At 71.0% G+C, this 16,423-nt stretch carries 19 protein-coding genes and 3 pseudogenes; 12 read left to right on the top strand and 10 right to left on the bottom strand.

Features of this window, described 5'->3' with window-relative positions; translation table 11 throughout:
- From ACFQ87_RS37040 to ACFQ87_RS37025, 4 genes and pseudogenes are all read left to right on the top strand, one after another.
- A pseudogene (locus tag ACFQ87_RS37040) lies at positions 1-618 on the top strand (MBL fold metallo-hydrolase); the annotation flags it as partial.
- Between the two features lie 139 nt (positions 619-757).
- A complete protein-coding gene (locus tag ACFQ87_RS37035; RefSeq protein ID WP_380615336.1) occupies positions 758-967 on the top strand; it encodes a hypothetical protein in 210 nt (69 codons plus the stop codon).
- The gene (locus tag ACFQ87_RS37030) at positions 954-2,345 is read left to right on the top strand and encodes an amidase (protein WP_380615335.1); all 1,392 of its coding nucleotides are present in this window, start codon (positions 954-956) and stop codon (positions 2,343-2,345) included. Before ACFQ87_RS37035 ends, ACFQ87_RS37030 begins: the two co-directional genes overlap by 14 nt.
- A gap of 157 nt (positions 2,346-2,502) precedes the next feature.
- Positions 2,503-2,727, top strand: a complete 225-nt coding sequence (locus ACFQ87_RS37025) for a hypothetical protein (RefSeq protein WP_380615334.1) — start codon at positions 2,503-2,505, stop codon at positions 2,725-2,727.
- Positions 2,728-2,768: 41 nt separating this feature from the next.
- Here ACFQ87_RS37025 and ACFQ87_RS37020 read toward each other — a convergent pair whose 3' ends face one another.
- The gene (locus ACFQ87_RS37020) at positions 2,769-3,146 is read right to left on the bottom strand and encodes an ArsR family transcriptional regulator (RefSeq protein WP_380615338.1); all 378 of its coding nucleotides are present in this window, start codon (positions 3,144-3,146) and stop codon (positions 2,769-2,771) included.
- Positions 3,147-3,611: 465 nt separating this feature from the next.
- Positions 3,612-3,737: a helicase associated domain-containing protein gene (locus tag ACFQ87_RS37015; protein ID WP_380615333.1), complete on the bottom strand. Its 126-nt coding sequence runs from the start codon at positions 3,735-3,737 to the stop codon at positions 3,612-3,614.
- 275 nt (positions 3,738-4,012) lie between these two features.
- Between ACFQ87_RS37015 and ACFQ87_RS37010 the strand changes: the two genes are divergently transcribed.
- A complete protein-coding gene (locus tag ACFQ87_RS37010) occupies positions 4,013-5,008 on the top strand; it encodes a DUF2278 family protein (RefSeq protein WP_380615332.1) in 996 nt (331 codons plus the stop codon).
- Between the two features lie 390 nt (positions 5,009-5,398).
- A complete protein-coding gene (locus tag ACFQ87_RS37005) occupies positions 5,399-5,920 on the top strand; it encodes a DUF402 domain-containing protein (RefSeq protein ID WP_380615331.1) in 522 nt (173 codons plus the stop codon).
- Here ACFQ87_RS37005 and ACFQ87_RS37000 read toward each other — a convergent pair.
- The 5 genes and pseudogenes from ACFQ87_RS37000 to ACFQ87_RS36980 form a co-directional block, all read right to left on the bottom strand.
- Positions 5,895-6,100, bottom strand: a pseudogene (locus ACFQ87_RS37000) (hypothetical protein); the annotation flags it as partial. The gene ACFQ87_RS37005 and the pseudogene ACFQ87_RS37000 overlap by 26 nt on opposite strands.
- A gap of 201 nt (positions 6,101-6,301) precedes the next feature.
- Entirely contained in the window at positions 6,302-7,864 is a 1,563-nt protein-coding gene (locus ACFQ87_RS36995) for a protease pro-enzyme activation domain-containing protein (RefSeq protein WP_380615330.1), read from the bottom strand.
- Between the two features lie 203 nt (positions 7,865-8,067).
- Positions 8,068-8,500: pseudogene (locus ACFQ87_RS36990) on the bottom strand (alcohol dehydrogenase catalytic domain-containing protein); the annotation flags it as partial.
- Positions 8,501-8,754: 254 nt separating this feature from the next.
- Positions 8,755-9,645, bottom strand: a complete 891-nt coding sequence (locus ACFQ87_RS36985; RefSeq protein ID WP_380615329.1) for an NAD(P)H-binding protein — start codon at positions 9,643-9,645, stop codon at positions 8,755-8,757.
- 152 nt (positions 9,646-9,797) lie between these two features.
- Positions 9,798-10,091 (bottom strand): muconolactone Delta-isomerase family protein, encoded by a 294-nt coding sequence (locus ACFQ87_RS36980; protein ID WP_380615328.1) that lies wholly within the window; start codon positions 10,089-10,091, stop codon positions 9,798-9,800.
- A 230-nt stretch (positions 10,092-10,321) separates the two neighbouring features.
- On the opposite strand from ACFQ87_RS36980, the gene ACFQ87_RS36975 reads away from it, so the two are divergent.
- Positions 10,322-10,537 (top strand): hypothetical protein, encoded by a 216-nt coding sequence (locus ACFQ87_RS36975; RefSeq protein WP_380615327.1) that lies wholly within the window; start codon positions 10,322-10,324, stop codon positions 10,535-10,537.
- On the opposite strand, the gene ACFQ87_RS36970 is transcribed toward ACFQ87_RS36975, so the two are convergent.
- Both ACFQ87_RS36970 and ACFQ87_RS36965 read right to left on the bottom strand, forming a co-directional pair.
- Entirely contained in the window at positions 10,534-11,400 is an 867-nt protein-coding gene (locus ACFQ87_RS36970) for an ABC transporter substrate-binding protein (protein ID WP_380615326.1), read from the bottom strand. The two genes, ACFQ87_RS36975 and ACFQ87_RS36970, sit on opposite strands and share 4 nt — an antisense overlap.
- Positions 11,401-11,952: 552 nt before the next feature.
- Entirely contained in the window at positions 11,953-12,933 is a 981-nt protein-coding gene (locus ACFQ87_RS36965) for an alpha/beta fold hydrolase (protein ID WP_380615325.1), read from the bottom strand.
- A 390-nt stretch (positions 12,934-13,323) separates the two neighbouring features.
- On the opposite strand from ACFQ87_RS36965, the gene ACFQ87_RS36960 reads away from it, so the two are divergent.
- On the top strand, positions 13,324-13,563 hold the full coding sequence (locus tag ACFQ87_RS36960; protein ID WP_380615324.1) for an Lrp/AsnC ligand binding domain-containing protein: 240 nt from the start codon (positions 13,324-13,326) through the stop codon (positions 13,561-13,563).
- A 75-nt stretch (positions 13,564-13,638) separates the two neighbouring features.
- Here the strand turns inward: ACFQ87_RS36960 and ACFQ87_RS36955 are convergent, their stop codons facing one another.
- Complete coding sequence (locus ACFQ87_RS36955) at positions 13,639-14,124, bottom strand: LuxR C-terminal-related transcriptional regulator (protein WP_380615323.1); 486 nt, start codon at positions 14,122-14,124, stop codon at positions 13,639-13,641.
- A 97-nt stretch (positions 14,125-14,221) separates the two neighbouring features.
- Between ACFQ87_RS36955 and ACFQ87_RS36950 the strand changes: the two genes are divergently transcribed.
- The 4 genes from ACFQ87_RS36950 (at position 14,222) to ACFQ87_RS36935 (ending at position 16,278) form a co-directional block, all read left to right on the top strand.
- Positions 14,222-14,677, top strand: coding sequence for a hypothetical protein (locus ACFQ87_RS36950; protein WP_380615321.1), 456 nt, complete (start codon positions 14,222-14,224; stop codon positions 14,675-14,677).
- Between the two features lie 133 nt (positions 14,678-14,810).
- Positions 14,811-15,209 carry a hypothetical protein gene (locus ACFQ87_RS36945; RefSeq protein ID WP_380615320.1) on the top strand — a complete coding sequence of 133 codons (399 nt, stop codon included), beginning with the start codon at positions 14,811-14,813 and terminating at the stop codon, positions 15,207-15,209.
- Positions 15,210-15,372: 163 nt separating this feature from the next.
- Positions 15,373-15,558: a hypothetical protein gene (locus tag ACFQ87_RS36940; protein WP_380615319.1), complete on the top strand. Its 186-nt coding sequence runs from the start codon at positions 15,373-15,375 to the stop codon at positions 15,556-15,558.
- 297 nt (positions 15,559-15,855) lie between these two features.
- Complete coding sequence (locus ACFQ87_RS36935) at positions 15,856-16,278, top strand: hypothetical protein (protein WP_380615318.1); 423 nt, start codon at positions 15,856-15,858, stop codon at positions 16,276-16,278.
- The last annotated feature ends 145 nt before the right edge of the window (positions 16,279-16,423 follow it).

Raw genomic sequence — 16,423 nt, 5'->3', positions numbered from 1 at the left:
CTGGAGCCCCTGGCGGCGGCCGGCTTCCCGCCCGAGTCCGTGGACCTGGTGATCACCACGCACCTGCACACCGACCACGTCGGCTGGAACACGCGCCTCGTCGGCGGGGACTGGGTCCCCACCTTCCCCAACGCCCGCTACCTCACCGGCCGCACCGAATGGGACCACTGGGCCGCCACCGACCTGGATGAGGCCCGCCGCCAGATGTTCCGCGACTCCGTCACCCCCGTCCGCGACGCCGGACAGTACGACCTCGTGGACGTGCCCGAGCGGGGGCACGAGGTGGCGCCGGGCGTCTTCCTGGCCCCTGCCCCGGGCCACACCCCGGGGCAGGTCGCCGTGGAGCTGCGCGGCAGCGACCGCCGGGCGCTGATCACCGGCGACAGCATCCACCACCCCGTGCAGCTGTCCCACCCCCACGTGAACAGCTGCGTCGACATCGACGCCGCCCAGGCGGTCCGCACCCGCGGGCAGTTGCTCGACGCCCTGGCGGACACCGACGCGTTGCTCCTGGGCACCCACTTCCCGCAGCCCACGGCCGGCACCGTCCGCCGGGAGAACGGCCGCTACCGGCTGCTCGCCGAACCGGGCGTCGGGATCCCGGCCACCGCGGCCTGATCACGCGGCCGCTGCCGCCCGGCCGCCCCGTGCGGGCCGCCGACCAGCTGCGGCGCCTGCAGCCATCTAAAGCTAATCCTTGGCCTTTATGGCCTCGGTTACTCCGCCGCTCAAACCTCGACCGAGAAGGAGAACATCCATGTCCACCGTCGAACTCACACCACCGGAGGCCGCCCGCTGGGCCGCCCGCGCCGGACTCGTACTGCCCGCCGAGCGCCACGCCGCGGTCGCCGCGGTCGCCAACCACATCCACGGCGTCGTCGCGGTCCTGCGCGAGCTGGACTTCGCGGACGTCCCGCCCGCCGCCGCCTACCGCGCCGGAGAGGAGAAGCACGATGCAGCCGTATGAGCTGTCCCTCGCCGCCGCCGCGGACGCGATCCGTGCCCGGCGACTGTCCCCCGTCGAACTGGTCGACTCCGTCCTCGATCGCATCGAGAAAGTGGAACCGCACCTCGGCGCCTACGTCACGGTCACCGCGGAGCAGGCACGCCGGGCGGCGCGCGAGGCCGAACACGAAGCGGCGCACGGCCGTTACCGGGGACCGCTGCACGGCATCCCGATGGGACTCAAGGACCTGATCGACGTCGGCGGGATGGCCACCACGGCCAGCTCCCGGGTGCGCGCCGACCATCGCGCGACGGCGGACAGCACGGTCGCCGCGCGCCTGAGCGCGGCCGGCGCGGTCCTGCTCGGCAAGACCCACACCCACGAATTCGCGTTCGGCCTGACCACCCCGCAGACCCGCAACGCCTGGGACCGCGGCCGGGTCGCCGGCGGCTCCAGCGGCGGCTCCGCGGTCGCCGTCGCATCGGGCACCGCGACCTTCGCCCTGGGCACCGACACCGGCGGGTCGATCCGGGTGCCCGCCGCGCTCAACGGGGTCGTCGGCCTCAAACCGACCTACGGTCTCGTCCCCCGCCACGGCGTCACCTCCCTGTCCTGGTCGCTGGACCACGTCGGTCCGCTCACCCGCACCGTCGAGGACGCCGCCCTGGTCCTGACCGCGCTGGCCGGACACGATCCGCGCGACCCCGCCTCGCTGTCCGTGCCCGCCACGGACTACCGGCCCGGTGCCGGAACGGACCTGACGGGGCTGCGCATCGGCCTGCCGCGCACCTACTACTTCGACCACGTCGACCCGCGCGTGGAGACCGCCGTCCGGCACGCCATCGGGCAGCTGGAAACCCTGGGCGCACGGCTCGTCGAGGTCGACATCCCGATGACCCGCTACATCCAGGCCACCCAGTGGGGCCTGATGGTGCCGGAGGCCGGCGCCTACCACGAAGGCAGCCTGCGCACGGTCCCCGAGCTGTACCAGGAGGACGTCCGCATCCTCCTGGAGGCAAGCGAGTTGATGAGCGCCGGCGACTACGTACGCGCTCAACGCTCCCGCTCGCTCATGCGCGCCGAGTGGGCACGGATGCTGGAGGAGGTCGACGTGATCGCCGCCCCGAGCGTCCCGATGCCCGCGGTCGGGGCCGACGAGGAGACGGTCACCTGGCCCGACGGTACAGTCGAGGGCGTCTCCGACGCCTACGTGCGCCTCTGCGCCCCCGCCAACATCACCGGAGTGCCCGCCCTGACCGTTCCGGTCGGCCACGACTCGGCGGGCCTGCCGATCGGCATGCAACTGCTCGGCCGGCCCCTCGGCGAGCCCACGCTCCTGCGGGTCGGCCACGCCTACGAGCAGACGCAGCCCGCCCGGGCACTCGCCACGGCGGCCTGAGCGAGCGCCCCGGGCGGCGGGTTCCCGCCGGTTTTGCTGTCCGGGGTGGGGGAGTACCGGCCAAAGGGTTCAGCGGCTGCCGGGCTGCAGCCGTCGCGGATCTGTCCGTCGATTGCCGGCGGGGCTCATGGTGGACCGTCCCCCTCCCACGTGCGTGGTGGGCCCGGTCACCACGCACGCCGTCGCCCTGGCCGCCGGCGTCGACCACTACCGCCACCGCAGCCGGCGCGAGCGCGTCGGCCGGTGCGTCGGGAGTTCGCGCAAGCACCTGGTCGCAGCCCAGCACGGCGTCCATCTCTACACCGAGGGCCTCGGGGGTTGTCCGACGGGCCACGTCGGACATGGCGACGGCGGTGGTCGCCAGGCGTGTCGAGCCTGGTGACCGTCGAGGGCGGCCTGGACGGAGCCCCGTCAAGGCACCCCTCACCGCCCGTCGTCCGGCCCCAACCTCGGGATGTCGGCCGGAAAGAGGCTGACCAGCAGGCCGTAGGCCTCAGCGGTCGGACTCTCGCCCGCCCCCAGCTGTGCCGCCCGCACCCCGGCGGTCTGCAGTTCGGCGGCGTGCTCGCGGAGCCGGTCGGCGACCAGGGCGGCCTGCTCGGGAGTGAGCCAGAGGTGGCGGAGCTCGGTGTGCTCGGTGCCGCCGTGCACCTGGCGGCTCTCGGCGAGCTCGACCAGCCCGGCCTCCCGTAGCACCCGTACGTGGTAGCCGAGGGTCCCCTTGGCCATGCCGAGCGCCTCCGCCAACTGCCGCAGGGTGGCCGGGCGCTGACGCAGCATGTTGACCAGGCGGTGGCGCAGCGGGTGCCCGAGGGCCTTGAACTGGGCCGGCGACCGGATGACCAGTGGCGGCGGGCGGTCGTCTTACCTCCTGCACCACCCCACCTGGGACACCGCCGAACTCCTCGCCCAGGACGACGGCCACTTCATGGGACCCGCCCTGTCCTGGCCCGAGCTTGCCACTGTTGCCGACAACATCCCGCCCGACCCCGGCATCCTCGACCCCGACCACCTCGCACTCCTCCTCCTGGAACAGCAGGGGCAACCCGGCCCGCCCGCTGGCGGACCACCCACGACGGGGGACGAACCGACGACGGCCGCTACTCCTACCGCAATCCCGCCGACTCCTTCGCCCTCCCACAGACCCGCCTCCCCAGGGTCTCCGCCGCGCTCACCCCATGACCGCATGAACCGGCCCCACCACTGTGGCGGGGCCGGTTCGCGTCGAACGATGTGAGACACGGTCTCGAACGAGCCAAGCCCGTCCTACCAGGCCACCCCGAGGGCCTCCGGCTGCCCGCGCTGCTCGGGGCTGAGCTTGTCCCGGCGGGCCTTCTGGTTGTTCAGCCAAGTCCCCAGCGACGTCCCGCCCTCCATGTGCGTGCGCGGCACCGAACTCGGCGCCGCTCCACGATCCAGCTCCTTCGTCGGCGGTGCCGGTGGCAGGGGGACCGTAGATGTCTGCGGCGGAGATGGGGGGAGTCGGGGCGGGCCCCACTGGTAGGTCCCGTCGCTCGGATGGCGCAACCCCGGGCGCTCCCGACTCGCCATCGGACGGCAGGTGGGTGAACACGGCGTGGTTCTCCGCCTCGCCCGGCGGCCGATCGGCGATAACGGGAGGCAATCCGGGTCACGGCCACCCGCACGTTCAGCCGAGAGGACGACAGATGCCCCCGATCAAATACGGTGTGCTCGCCGCCAGAGCCGTCGACAGCATTCGCGAGGCGGCGAACGTCTCGACGCCGCACTACCAGATCCACGTGCGTGACGACGGTGGTACCGACTACCGGATCGCCGTGAACGTCAGGTCCCAGGACACGCCGCCGAACCTGCTGTACGTCGCCATCGACGACTTCCACCACCCACTGATCCAGCTGCTTCCGCCGGCCGGCAGCGGGTGGCACCCCGAGCCGTCCCGGCCCGGCACGGCCAGCCTCGACTTCATCCGCGGGAACCTCTTCGACCCGGCCGCCATGCGCGTCCTGCCGCCCGACGTCCCCGGCCCCGACAACGACCTGGAGGACCTGCTCGACCACTACATCCAGCGTGCCATCGCCGACCAGACCATCGCCCTCTACGCCTTCGGCCAGCGCTGGCCCACCGAGGCCAGCGACCCGGTGTTCCACTTCCCGCCCGGAAACGGCGTCCACGACATCCACATGAACCAGGGCAACGACGCGGCGCACGCCAACGAAGACGGGGTCTGGCAGGACGGCGGCCTGCTGATGCATGTGGCCCCGGAGAACCGCTGGGTCGCGATCTTCCTGGCCTTCCAGTCCCAGTCGTGGCACACCGACGACACCACCGGCCACGCCCTCGCCCCCGCCCGGCCCACCACCCCGCACCAGGAGCCGGTGCGGATCGCGGCCGCGCTGGTCAACCCGATCGCCCCGGCGGCCGAGACGGTCACCCTGGTCAACACCTCGGCCGCGCCGATCAACCTCCAGGGCTGGCACCTCAGCGACCAGCAGAACATTCCGCTCCCGCTGCCCGACACCGAGCTCCAGCCCGGCGCCTCCACCACCCTCCCGGCCGCGAACGGCTTCCGGCTGGGCGAGGACGGCGGCGTGATCACCCTCCTCGACCCGGCCGGCCTCAAGGTGCACGGTGTCGCCTACACCAGGAAACAGGCGTCCGTCCCGGGCCAGACCCTCACCTTCTGAGCGTCCGGGGCGCTCGACAACCCGGACGGCGACCGGCTGCTCGCCGTCGAGCAGACCGATGCGGATCAGGCCCGCCGGGTGCGGGTGGCGGCGGAGCGCGGGGCCGCCGCCGAGGCCGCGGCCGCCGAGGCGAAGCGGCGCGGTGCCTGGTGGCGCCGGTCCTGACCCGGCCTCACTCCCCGGTGCGGGCCGCTGACCTGCACCGGGGAGTTTCGCCTCGGGGGCGGTGAGCTTCGCCCCGGGGCAGCCGGTGAGTTTGCCCGCCCCGGGCGCGGCCGCCCTGGCCGGAAACTCCCCACCGCAGCTCAGGGGCGCTGGGTTCCGCCCGGCGTGGTCCGTGCGGGTGGCGGCCGGGTTCGGCGCCGTGGTTGGCCGGGCAGAGCCTTCGGCATGACGACCGGCATGACGACTCCCACCCGGTCCCGCCGCCGTCGCGGACGCCCTCGCCCGACCACCTGGACGACGGCGCTGCGCACCGGCGACGCCTCCCGCAAGAACGGCCTGACCAACCCCGCGGCCGGTGCCTGGGAGCTGGAGCCGTGGGTCCGGCGGCACACCGTCCTGCGCTCCCGCTTCGAGACGGGCGAGTGGTTTTCCCTGCACCACTTCCAGACCCCGGCGGGAGAGCCGCTGTGCCTGCACGTGAACTTCGAGCGCCCGGTGCGGACCCGGATCGGGGTCGACACCCTGGATCTGCTCGTCGACCCGGCGGTCGATCCCGACCTGTCCTCGGCGACGTGGAAGGACGAGGACGAGTACGCGCACGGCCGCCGCCTCGGCTTCATCACCGACGACGACCACCGCCTGGTCGAGCAGGCCCGCGAGCGCGCCCTCGGCCTCCTCCAGGACCGCTCCGGCCCGTTCGCAGCCCCGTGGCCCACCTGGACGCAACCAGCAGCGCGGAGACAGTGACGTGCAGGTCCTTCAGCCGGGCCTCGCCGCCAGTGACCGACGTGAACGCCTGGTCGGCGCCGGTCCAGGAGACACCTCCAGCAGCACCTCGGGCAGGTCGCCCCTGGGCAGCATCGCGTTCACCGCCGCCCGAAGCTCCAGCAGCGAGGCGGGCTCTGGCTCGAGCGCGGCGAAGTGCAAGCCGGACGACGGGGCTGTCGGTCAGCCGCGTGAGCTCGTCGTACCGCTCGACGATCCGCGCCCACTGGGTTTCCTCGGCGTTGGGTGCTCGGCACTGATGATCTTTGCCTGGTGATGCCGGACGGCCACCAGTGACCATGCACAGCTCCTGCCCGGAACGGCAACAGATCCACCACCCGGGCAAGAGCCATCCGGCACTACCTAAACGCTCTGCAGTCCCTTCACCAGCGCGGCGCCGTCCGGGACGCCCCAGCCAGTGACGGCGTCGTACCCGGCCTTGACCGGGTAGCCCACCGCCGGGGGGTTGGATCTGTTGTCGTGGCCGGCCGAGATGTCGCGACAGACCGCCTGGCCGAGCGGCTGCCCGTTGGCGCCATTGCCCTTGTAGAGCAGCGGGGTGAGGAAACGCTGCCGTTTGCCGGCCGACAGTGCGGCGTCGACGCGGGCGATCAGTGCGGCCCACAGCGGGGTGGCAGCGCTGGTGCCGCCGGAGGGCTGGGGCCGGCCCTCAAACGTCAGGTCGTAGCCGGGACTGCCGGCGAGCGCGGCCACGTCCGGTACGACCCGCCCTTCGATGGCGTCCTGGTTCAGGGAGTCCACCTGGATGTTCTGCTGCCACTGCGGTCGCTGGACGATGGCACTGACGCCACCCCCGCTCGCGCCGCCGTCGCCGCTGCGGCGACCCGGCGCTTCCCACCAGGACACTTCCCGGCCGGCGGAGTCGATCATGGTGCCGCCGACGCAGAGGACGAACTCGCTGGTGGACGGGAAGCTGACATGGGCAGCACCGTCCGGGTTCTGGGCCCCGGCTCCATCGTCACCGGAGGAGACACAGACCGTGATCCCTAGGCCCGCCGCACCCTCAAGGCGCTTGTAGACCTCATCACGGGCGGCGGGCGCCAAGTGGGGATCCTCTTCCGGAAGCCCGTAGCTGATCGAGAGGGCCACCGGCCGGTCCGCGATGGCCTGGTCGATCAGATCGATCCACCCCTTCTGCGTCCATGGGACGAAGTAGACCGGGATCCGGGCTGCCGGGCAGAGACCGGCGACGATCTCCACGTCCATCATCACTTCGAGCGTGTTGTCCTCGGCGTCCGACGACAGTTGCTGAGCCGCCTGAGGGGACCGGGGCGGGTCGAAGCCGAGGGGCACGACATCGACTTGTGGCGTAGAGAGGTTGTGGCCGTCGCAGAAGACCCGCAGATCGTCGTCGAAGTAACCGCAGGGGAAGAACTCGGCGATCCCGATCTTCTGGCCGTCCCCCTGGCCTTCGGGGAAGTTGTAGTGGCGTTCGAGGTCGGCCGGCGAGAACGACCCTTGGAAGCCCGTGCCCGTGCCTTGTGCGGCGGCCCGTCGCGCCACCCGCCGCTCGTCCAGCCCGAAAACCCCGGTCACGATCCCCTTCAGCTCGGACGGGATCTTCAACTCGCCCTCGCGGCCACGGAGCTCGCCTTGCCCGGCAGTGCGGTAGATGCCGAGGTCCGTCTGGAAGGCGGCGTTCATGGCGCTCACCGGACCAGTGGCCACGACACTGCCCGGCTGGAGCCGGACTTCGTCGACCGTGAGGCCGTAGCGTTCCAGTACGGCCTTGGTCTTCTCGGCGTCCTCGCGCCGCTCGTCGGGGATCCGGTCGTCGGTGACCACCTTTCCGCGCAGGGTGACGGTCACGCTCACCGGAGCCTGGGCGTTCGCGTCCGCCACCCGGGTCGCATCGGCCATGGCGGGCCGCTTGCTTCCCTCCAGCACCACATGTTGTTCAGTCATCGTCGTCTCCTTGGGCCGACTCGCACTCAACAGCCCCTGTCGTCGCATGGGCATCGAGCCGGATCAGCTCAGCGGAGAACGCCGTGTCCGGCGGAACGAGCAGGGGCGAAGCATCTGTATCCGGGCGACGCCGGGACCACCTGCCGGAGCAGACCCGGCCACCTGGAATAGGGCATCGCTTGCTCGATATGGAGTACGCACGGCCATAAGCCGGCCGTGGTCGAACAGGGCCTGCCAGGCGGTCAGCCCCGAGATCGGCAGTGCGGCGGCGGCCGTGTGGTCGACGTCCGCCGGTAGCGGGGCCAGATTGCGAGCCTCCACCGCGGTGTACTCGGCCAGCGAGCCGTCCCGGGTCCAGTCGGCCAGCCCGAACACCCGCTGGCCCACCGAGAGACCGGTGGTGCCGTATCCGAGTTCGGCGACGACGCCCGACAGCTCGTGTCCGGGCACGCTCGGCGTCCGGTCGCGCCCGGCGCGATCCGTCCACGTTCCCGGCCAGGTGAGTTCCCCCGGGGTGAACCCGGCGGCGTGCACGCGCACGATGACGTCGTTCTCGGCGAGGTGGGGGTAGGGCACCTCCGTCAGCGACATTCCCTCGACACCGGCGGCGCGGTCTCGAACGGTGACGGCCTGCATGCCGGGTCCTCTCTCCAGCGGTGAGCCCCCTTCGGGTCGGAAACAGGCTGCCACGAACTCCCGCAGCCCGCCTGCTGTCGCTTCTGACGGACTGCCGACTGTGACGCCCGATCAGGCCACGTTCGGCGCTGGACGTCACCTGCCTTCGACGGTGGCGGGAACAAGGACCTCAGCAATCCTCATTCTCACTGGTCAGAGGCACTTTCTGCCTTCTTGACCAGTGGCCGGACAGCCCGGTTCGTGAAAGCGCGAGACTAGCGGGTACCGCGGGCTGTCTTCGGCTCGGGCCACCAGGCTGCGTTCGAGATCGGGGTCGCCGGTGAGCCGGTGAGCCGGGGGACGACGTCGGTGACCACGGAAACCTCGCCCCTCTCGATCGCCTGGTACCACGAGATCCAGGTCTCGATCTGTTCCCCGCTCATGCCCAGACCCCATCGCCGGGCGAAGGCGTCCTCGAGGGTCTCGGGTTCGAAGCGGTAGGGCCGGCCGGTGGCTGCGGCGATCCTGGTGACCGCTTCGTCGAGGGTCAGGGCCTCGGGCCCGGTGATCTCAAGGGTCGCGCCGTCGTGCTCGGAGCGGGGACCCTCGTCGAGGGTGACGGCCGTGATCACGTCGGCGATGTCCTCGTGGGTGACGAAGGCGGCCCTGCCGGTGCTCGCGGGCCCGCTCACGAGGAACTCCTCGTTGGCGAGGGCGGCCGGCGTCGAGGTGTAGAAGCCCGCCCGGAGCACCGTGTGGCGGATCCCGGCCCCTGCCAGGAACCGTTCGGTCAGCCACTGGTCGCGGGCGTTGGTGTAGGTGGCGGCGGGCGCTGCGCTGACGAGGGACACGTACAGGACCCGGTCCACGCCGACCGCGATCGCGGCCTCGACCGCGGTGGCGTGTTCCTCCAGCCGGCGCCCCGTGCGGTGTCCGGAGACCAGGATGAGGGTCGACGCGCCCTCGAGCGCCATGCGCATGGCGGAGGCATCGGCGTAGGCGGCCGGACCGCGCCGCTGGGCGCCTGGCAGTTCGGGCATGCGGTCCGGGCTGCGTCCGACGAGGAGCTGGGGGACGCCATGGCCGGCGAGTCGGGCCGCGATCCGGCCGCCCAGCGCCCCGGTCACCCCGGTGACCGCTACCGTGGCATGGTTCTTCTCAGACATGGGTTTCCCTCCGTCCTGGGCCGCTGTCGATCGCGGAATCCATGGTTCCGATTCGGTAAGCGGATGGCTTCTCAAGGCATGGACTCCCGCCTCAGCGTGGTGGTCCTGATCGGTACAGTGAGCGGTGGCCGTGAGGTGCCGCATCGGAAGACTCATCCGGTCAGGTCCGGATCGTTGGGGTGTGACTGCAGGGCGGTGATCACCGCCGTCGCCCATGGCCACAGGGGCAGGCTTCCGAGGACCTTCTCACGCAACTCCGCCTCGTCGTCGGCGCGCCACACGCCGATGACGCGATCCTCCCCGACCGGGCGCCACAGCCGGAACAAGTGACCTTCGGCGGCGAGCTCCTTGGCTCGCACAGCTTCAGCGGTGCGGCGCCGGTCGACTTCTGCTTGGTCGGTCCCCTCGGGCACACTGGCGGTCAGCTCGACCAGGAACTCCTTCATGGTCTCTGCCTCTCTTGTTTCTTCGGGGGATGCAGGGCCTCGCGACCCTCCGCGAGGGGCCCCGAGGGTGCTGGAAGAGTCGGTTCTGCCCGCATGCAAACAGGCCGCTATGTGGAGTGCGACTGCCGCCTTGAGGTCCACGACTGCATCTTCGACCGCTTCGGTGGCGATCGGGTCGCGGCGAGCGGTGTTCCGGAGACCCGCCGTCCCTGGTATGCGTCCCGGCTGGAATGCCCATCCTGTGGGTCCCGGCCGATCCGGAGCTCATCGCGTCGGTCAACGACACTGTGAAAGTTCTCCTCGACCTGCGGCACCACGGACCACGCGCCATCCGGGGAGCCGTCGTAGGTGTGGCCCAGCGCGTCGGGGCACTCGCCGTCGCGGTGTGGTGCGTCTTCCAGGCCGGTCAGGTGGTCAGCCGCTCACTGGCTACCTTCGACGACTAAACGGTGCGGTAGAACTCGGCTGCGGTGAAGGTGGCGGGGACGCCGAGTTCGGCGGCGACCGTGGCGATCGCGGTGTCTGCGGCGGCGAGGTCGGTTTGGCCGTCGGTGGTGAAGTACGGTGCGATGAACTTCTCGTAGTGCGCTCGGACTTCGTCTGCGGTGTGTCGGCCGAGGAAGGTCTGCATGTGCCGCACCGTGGTGTCGGGGTCGTTGTGGATCATCTGCAGGGCGCGCCGGTGGGCTCGTACGACCGCCTGGACCGCGGGGTCCTCCGGGTCGGTGTAGGTGGGGTCGACGGCCACGCCTACGGTGGGAATCTGGAAGTGGTCGCCGACAAAGGCCAGCACCTGCCAGCCGTGCTCGGCGGCGATCGCCTCCGGTGCCATGGTGTCGCCGACCACGGCGGCGTCGATACTTCCGTTGTGCAACCGGCGCAGGTCCATGCTGTAGTCGCCGGGCCAGCGGACGATGTTCTGCACGTCGCGGTCCGGGTCGAGACCGGCCTGGCGCAGAATGATCCGGGTGAAGACCCCGGGGCCGGTGTGAGGAGGGGTTACCGCCAGCCGTTGGCCGGCCAGGTCGGCCAGGGAGGTCAGGCCGGAGCGGGCGATGAACCAGAACAGTGGGCGGGCGGTGTTGACATTGAGCGCGACCCAGGGGATGCCATCGTTCAGTCGGGACAGCAGTGTCCGGCCGAGTCCGATGACTGCGCCGCGGCGCAGCCGCTCCGCGTCCCAGGTGCAGCCGTCGCGCAGTGCGACGTGGACGCCCTCGTCGGCGTAGAAGTCCTGCTGGTCAGCGATGTAGGTGACCAGTTCCTCGTGCGGGCCCCGCCCGACGTAGGCGAGGTCGATCGTGTGCATGAACGTTTTCCTTCAAGGTGGCGATGTGCCGGATGCGGTCCGGCCGTCGGCCGGACTGGGACGGTATGGCCCCGTGCGCGCAGGACAGCGGGGTCAGTACATGGACATGCCGCCGTTGACCGCGGCCGTGTGCCGGTCATGAAGGTGTTGTCCTCGCTGGCGTAGAAGGCGACCGCTTGGGCGACGTCGGCGGGGTGCGCCAGACGGCCCAGAGGGGTGGCGGCCACCTGCCGCTGGTTGTGCTCCATTGTCCCAGTCGGGCTGCCCGGTGCGCTCGCCACCGCGGTGTCGTACAGGTTCTTGACGGTGATGCCGCGGGTGTTCATGACCACGACGGTGCCGGGGTGGTCGGCGTCCGCCGCGATCACGTTGCTGCCGCGCCCCAGGATGACGGGGCTGTCCTGGTCGTGCCGTGTGTGGTGGCGGCGTCGCGGCTCGCTCCCACGTCCGACCGGCCGTGGCCGGTCGGACGTGGGAGCGGCGCTCGCCGGGGAGGGCGCTGCCTCACAGCGCATCGGCGGCCCTTGACCGCGGGCTGCGAGGGCGGGCACGTCAGGCGGGCAGGGCGGCGAGCCAGTCGGTCAGGAGGCGGTTGATCTCGGCGGGGCATTCCTGCTGGATCCAGTGGCCGAAGCCGTCGACGATGTGGGAGGAGACCAGTCCCGGCAGGGTGGTCGGGTATGCCTTGATCGCGTCGGCCAGCCAGGCCGTGGAAGCGTCCATGCTGCCCCCGATGAACAGGGACGGCTGGGTGATGGGGGCGCCGTGGAGGGCGGCGAGGTCCTCCCAGTCGCGATCCATGTTCCGGTAGCGGTTGAGCGCTCCGGTCACACCGGTGCGTTCGAACTCCCCGGCGTAGACGTCGAGGTCGCTGTCGTCGAGCCAGGCGGGCAGCCGGCCGAGCGGGAACCTGTCGCGCAGCGTTCCGCCGCTGCTGACGAAGTGCGGATGGGGGACGCCGGGTGCGGGCATGGTGTCCGCGGACAGGGCCGCGTAGAAGCCCGCGAGCCAGCCGCGCACGTCGGGCTCGATCTCGGCCTCGGCACGGCCCGGCTCCTGGAAGTACGAGACGTAGAACTCCTCGTCCCCGCCCAACCGGGCGAAGACGTCGCTCGGGCGGGGCCCGCCGGGCGGGGTGTAGGGAACGCTCAGCAGCCCCACGGCGCGGAAGACATCGGGGTGGAGCAGGGCGGAGGTTGCGGCGATGGTGGCGCCCCAGTCGTGGCCGATGACCACCGCCGAATCCTCGCCCAGGGCGCGGACCACCGCGACGTTGTCCTCCACCAGGTCGAGCATTCGGTAGGCGTCCGTCGCGAGGGGCTTGGAGGAGCGGCCGTAGCCGCGGATGTCGATGGCGACCGCACGGTATCCCGCAGCCGCAAGGACCGGCAGCTGGTGGCGCCAGGAGTACCAGGATTCAGGGAAGCCGTGGAGGAGAAGCACCAGCGGCCCGGCGCCCTGCTCCGCGAGGTGGATCCGGCCTCCCGGCGAGGGGACCAACCGGTGGGTGATCTCCGTGACGTGCTGCGACATGCCTCTCCTCCAGGATCGTGAGTCCGCGGTGTCCCCGGACGGCGCCCTTCCGCCGTCTTCGTCGGCTCACCTGTCGATCATGCGGAAGCCCTTGTTGAAAAGGCGAGGTTGTTTGCCGATTCAGCAAACCCGGCCGTGGGCGGTGGCACTGGGGCCTGCGCGCCGCCGCCCACACTCCAGGGATTCTCGACGGCACCGTTACGCGATTGCGCCGGTCGCATTCGCCGGGGCGGGGTCGATGCGGCAGAAGGCGCTCCAGACCGGGTCGGCCCCTGGGGTCAGATGCCGAGGCCGTAGAGGGCGGCCGCGTTGGCCGACGAGAACTTCTCGCGGTCCGTGTCGGAGGCGAAGTGGCCGAGGAAGGTCGCGATGTAGGCTGTCGGGCGGGCGATGGCGCAGATGCCCGAGGTGGGATTCGCCGCCGCGGTATCCGGACCGCACAACCTTCATGCCGTCGTACAGTGCCGCGACCTCGACGAACTGTTCGAGTTCACCACCGATCGTGTCGGAAGCCTGTCCGGCGTCGAAGGCATGGAGATCAGCCCGGTCCTCCGCCAGCTCGAACAGGCCGGAACCCGAGTGGACGGTGACCGCCTGACCGACCCGCCGATCCTCCGCGGCCGCCGCTGACACCCTCGCGGCGTGCGTACGTGCCGGTCTCCAGGCTCGACGCCGAGTCGAGCTGTCCGTCGCGCGGGCCGTCCACTACCGGCTGGCTGGGAGCCAGCCGTCCTGAACGGCATGGACGCCGGCTTGGAAGCGGCTGCGGGCGTCCAGCCGGTCCAGCAGGTCGGCGGCGATGCGGCGGGCGGTTCGCGGGGAGACGCCGAGTCGTTTGGCGATCGACTCGTCGGTGTGTCCGTGTGTCAGCAGCTCCAGCGCGGCCCGTTCCTGGGGGGTCATTTGATCGGGCGGGATGGGGGAGGGGGTGCCGAGCGTGGTCGCGTCGGTCCAAATGCTTTCGAACAGCGCGCTCAAGGCGGTGACGGTACCGGCGCCGGTCAGTACGACGGCGCCGGCGCGGGCGTCGTCGGTGTCCAGGGGCAGGACCGCGTGAGTGCGGTCCGCGATGATCATGCGGATGGGGAGCGTCGGGACGGTGCGGACCTGCCCACCCAGTTCGCCGAGCCACGCGACGTGGTCGAGGGTGGGCTGGTGGTTGCGGATGCTGTCGAGGTAGACCGTCCGCATCCGCACTTTGCGTTGCAGTAGGCGGGCGTTGGGTTCGCGACTGGCGTGCAGGTCGTCCTCGGTGTGGGCGCCGCCGGGGGGCGAAGGTGCTGATCTCGTGCCTGACCTCGTCGGCGAGGCGGGCGAGACGCTCGCGGATCGCGTCGGCGCCGACCAACTGCTCGACGTGGTTGCCCGCCGGGGCGGGTCGCAGCGCCGAGCACTCCGCGATCAGCTGGGCGGCCGCCGCGCGCGAGGCCTCGATGCGCATCTGGTGGGCGGCCAGTTCGGCCTGCTGGCGCGCGAGGAGGAGCTCCATCGCGCTCTCCGGACCGATCGCCCGGAACCCGGCGCCCTCGGTCCGGGAGGGATGGATCAGGGCCATCGAGCTGAGCCGGCCGAGGGCGGCGCGGGTGTCCGGGTCGGTCAGGCCGGTGCGGGCGGCGATGTCGGCGACCATGTCCCCCGGGCAGGCGAGCATGGTCCGGTAGACGCGTTCGGCGTCGACGTCCAGGCCCAGGACCTCCAGCACGGACTCCCCTTTCGTCGGGATGGCGATGCGGATGTTTGCTGACCGTGTGTACGGCTTGAGTGCACGGAGTGTATGGGATTGACGCGGTCGCGTCAGCTGGACGGTTTATGCGGTGTCATAAACCGGTCATCCTGGCCTGTTGGTGATACTCACGCGGCCCTTTGACGATCGGGGCATGTATCTCATCCACGCACGCCTGGGCCCGGGCGACGCCGCGCTGCTGCCGCCCGACGCCGCCCGTGTGTTCGCGTCCTTCGCCCGCCCCACCGAGCGGGTCGAGCATGTCGTCGTCCATCGCGACCACGTGTCAGGCCCGGTGGTCGGTCTGTTCGTAGCCGCAGCCAGCCTGACCGAAGCCGAGCTCAGCGCCTCGGAGGTCTGCCGGCGGGCCGTCGCCGAGCACCCCGCGCTACGAGGGGTCAGCATCGTGGGATGCGGCGCGGTGCTCGTGCCCGGCCCCTGGGACCGGGAGTGGACGAGCCCCGCCCCCGATCCGCCGGGCTTCGCCGACCCCCCTGGCCCACTTATGCCACTGCATAGTCCGTCCAGCCCGAACCCGTTCCACCTGTCCTGAGGATCCGCCACAGTCATGGCAACGGCCGAAGCGGCGGGAAGGAACCCTCCGGGAAACCGGGGAGGCCCGGGATGGAAATCACCCGGGAATCCTGCCGCGGCCGGCCGGACCGGCCCACGAAATGGGCGCCGGGAAACAGCAGCCGTACTGCCAGGAGGAAACGATGACGGTTAGGAAAGTCGCCTCGATCACCGCTGCGCCCGCCTTCGTAGTCGATCGCGGAGCCGTTGTCGCGGCCTGGCAGGACACCTTCCACCGTGTCGGCGCGGTCGTCGCCGACGCGGCTCCGTTCGGTAGCACGGCCCTTGTCACGCCCCCGTCGCCGGGCGACGTGACCTGGGGCGGCTGAGAACGCGCCGCAGCCCCTTCGCGCACAAGGGCGCGCGACGTGCGGGTGGGCACGGCTGCGGCACCCTCTGCCCGGATCAGGAACCGGATCAGGTAACGGGCAGACCGAAATCCATCCCTCACACCGGAATTCCCGGACAAGGAGTCTCTTCGTATGGCGCGATCCAGGTGGACCTCTCGCAATCGGCGCCCTCTCCGGAGCGGTCTCGCCGCAGCCGGAATCGCCGCCGCCTTTCTCACGGTGATACCTGCGGCTTCGGCCTCGGCCGCCCCGCAAGCCCAATCCAAGGTGATGATCATGAGCGGCGCCTTCCCCGGCTACGCGCTGTGCGCCAGCCCCACCGACCAATGGGTCTGGCTCAAGAAGGTCGACACCGGCAACCCGGACCGCTTCTGCCTGTGGAAGCAGCTCGGTCCCTCCGACCAGTTCACCCTGTACAACCCCGAGAAGGACCAGATCATGGCCTACACCGGTGGCAACGAGGGCGCCGTGGTGATGGAGGACTCCGGGACCTCGAAGCTGGGGTCGAACGGCGAGCTGTGGTCATGGGGAGGACGGGAGGACTGGGGGGCTTACGCACTGCAGTCCTTCTGGGACAGCGGACAGAACGTCGACGCGAAGGACGGCTTCTCCAGCCCCCGCACCGACTCGGTCCACACCCGCGGCTGGCGCCACGGTCACCAGCGTGAACTGACCTGGAACGCGGTCACCCCCGGCTGATGACCCGTCGGGTCCAGGATCGGGGGGGGGCGGGGGGGAAAACCCGCCCAAAACAACCCCCACAACCCAGCGGGGGAGAAACCCCAACTACAAAGGAAAAATTGGCGGGGCAGGGACACCCCCTCCCCCCCCTTTGTTACCTCTT

The organism is Kitasatospora sp. NPDC056531, assembly GCF_042794375.1.
Classification (GTDB): Bacteria; Actinomycetota; Actinomycetes; order Streptomycetales; family Streptomycetaceae; genus Kitasatospora.
Note: the sequence above shows the minus strand (reverse complement) of the source record. Positions and strands in the feature narration are given on the sequence as shown.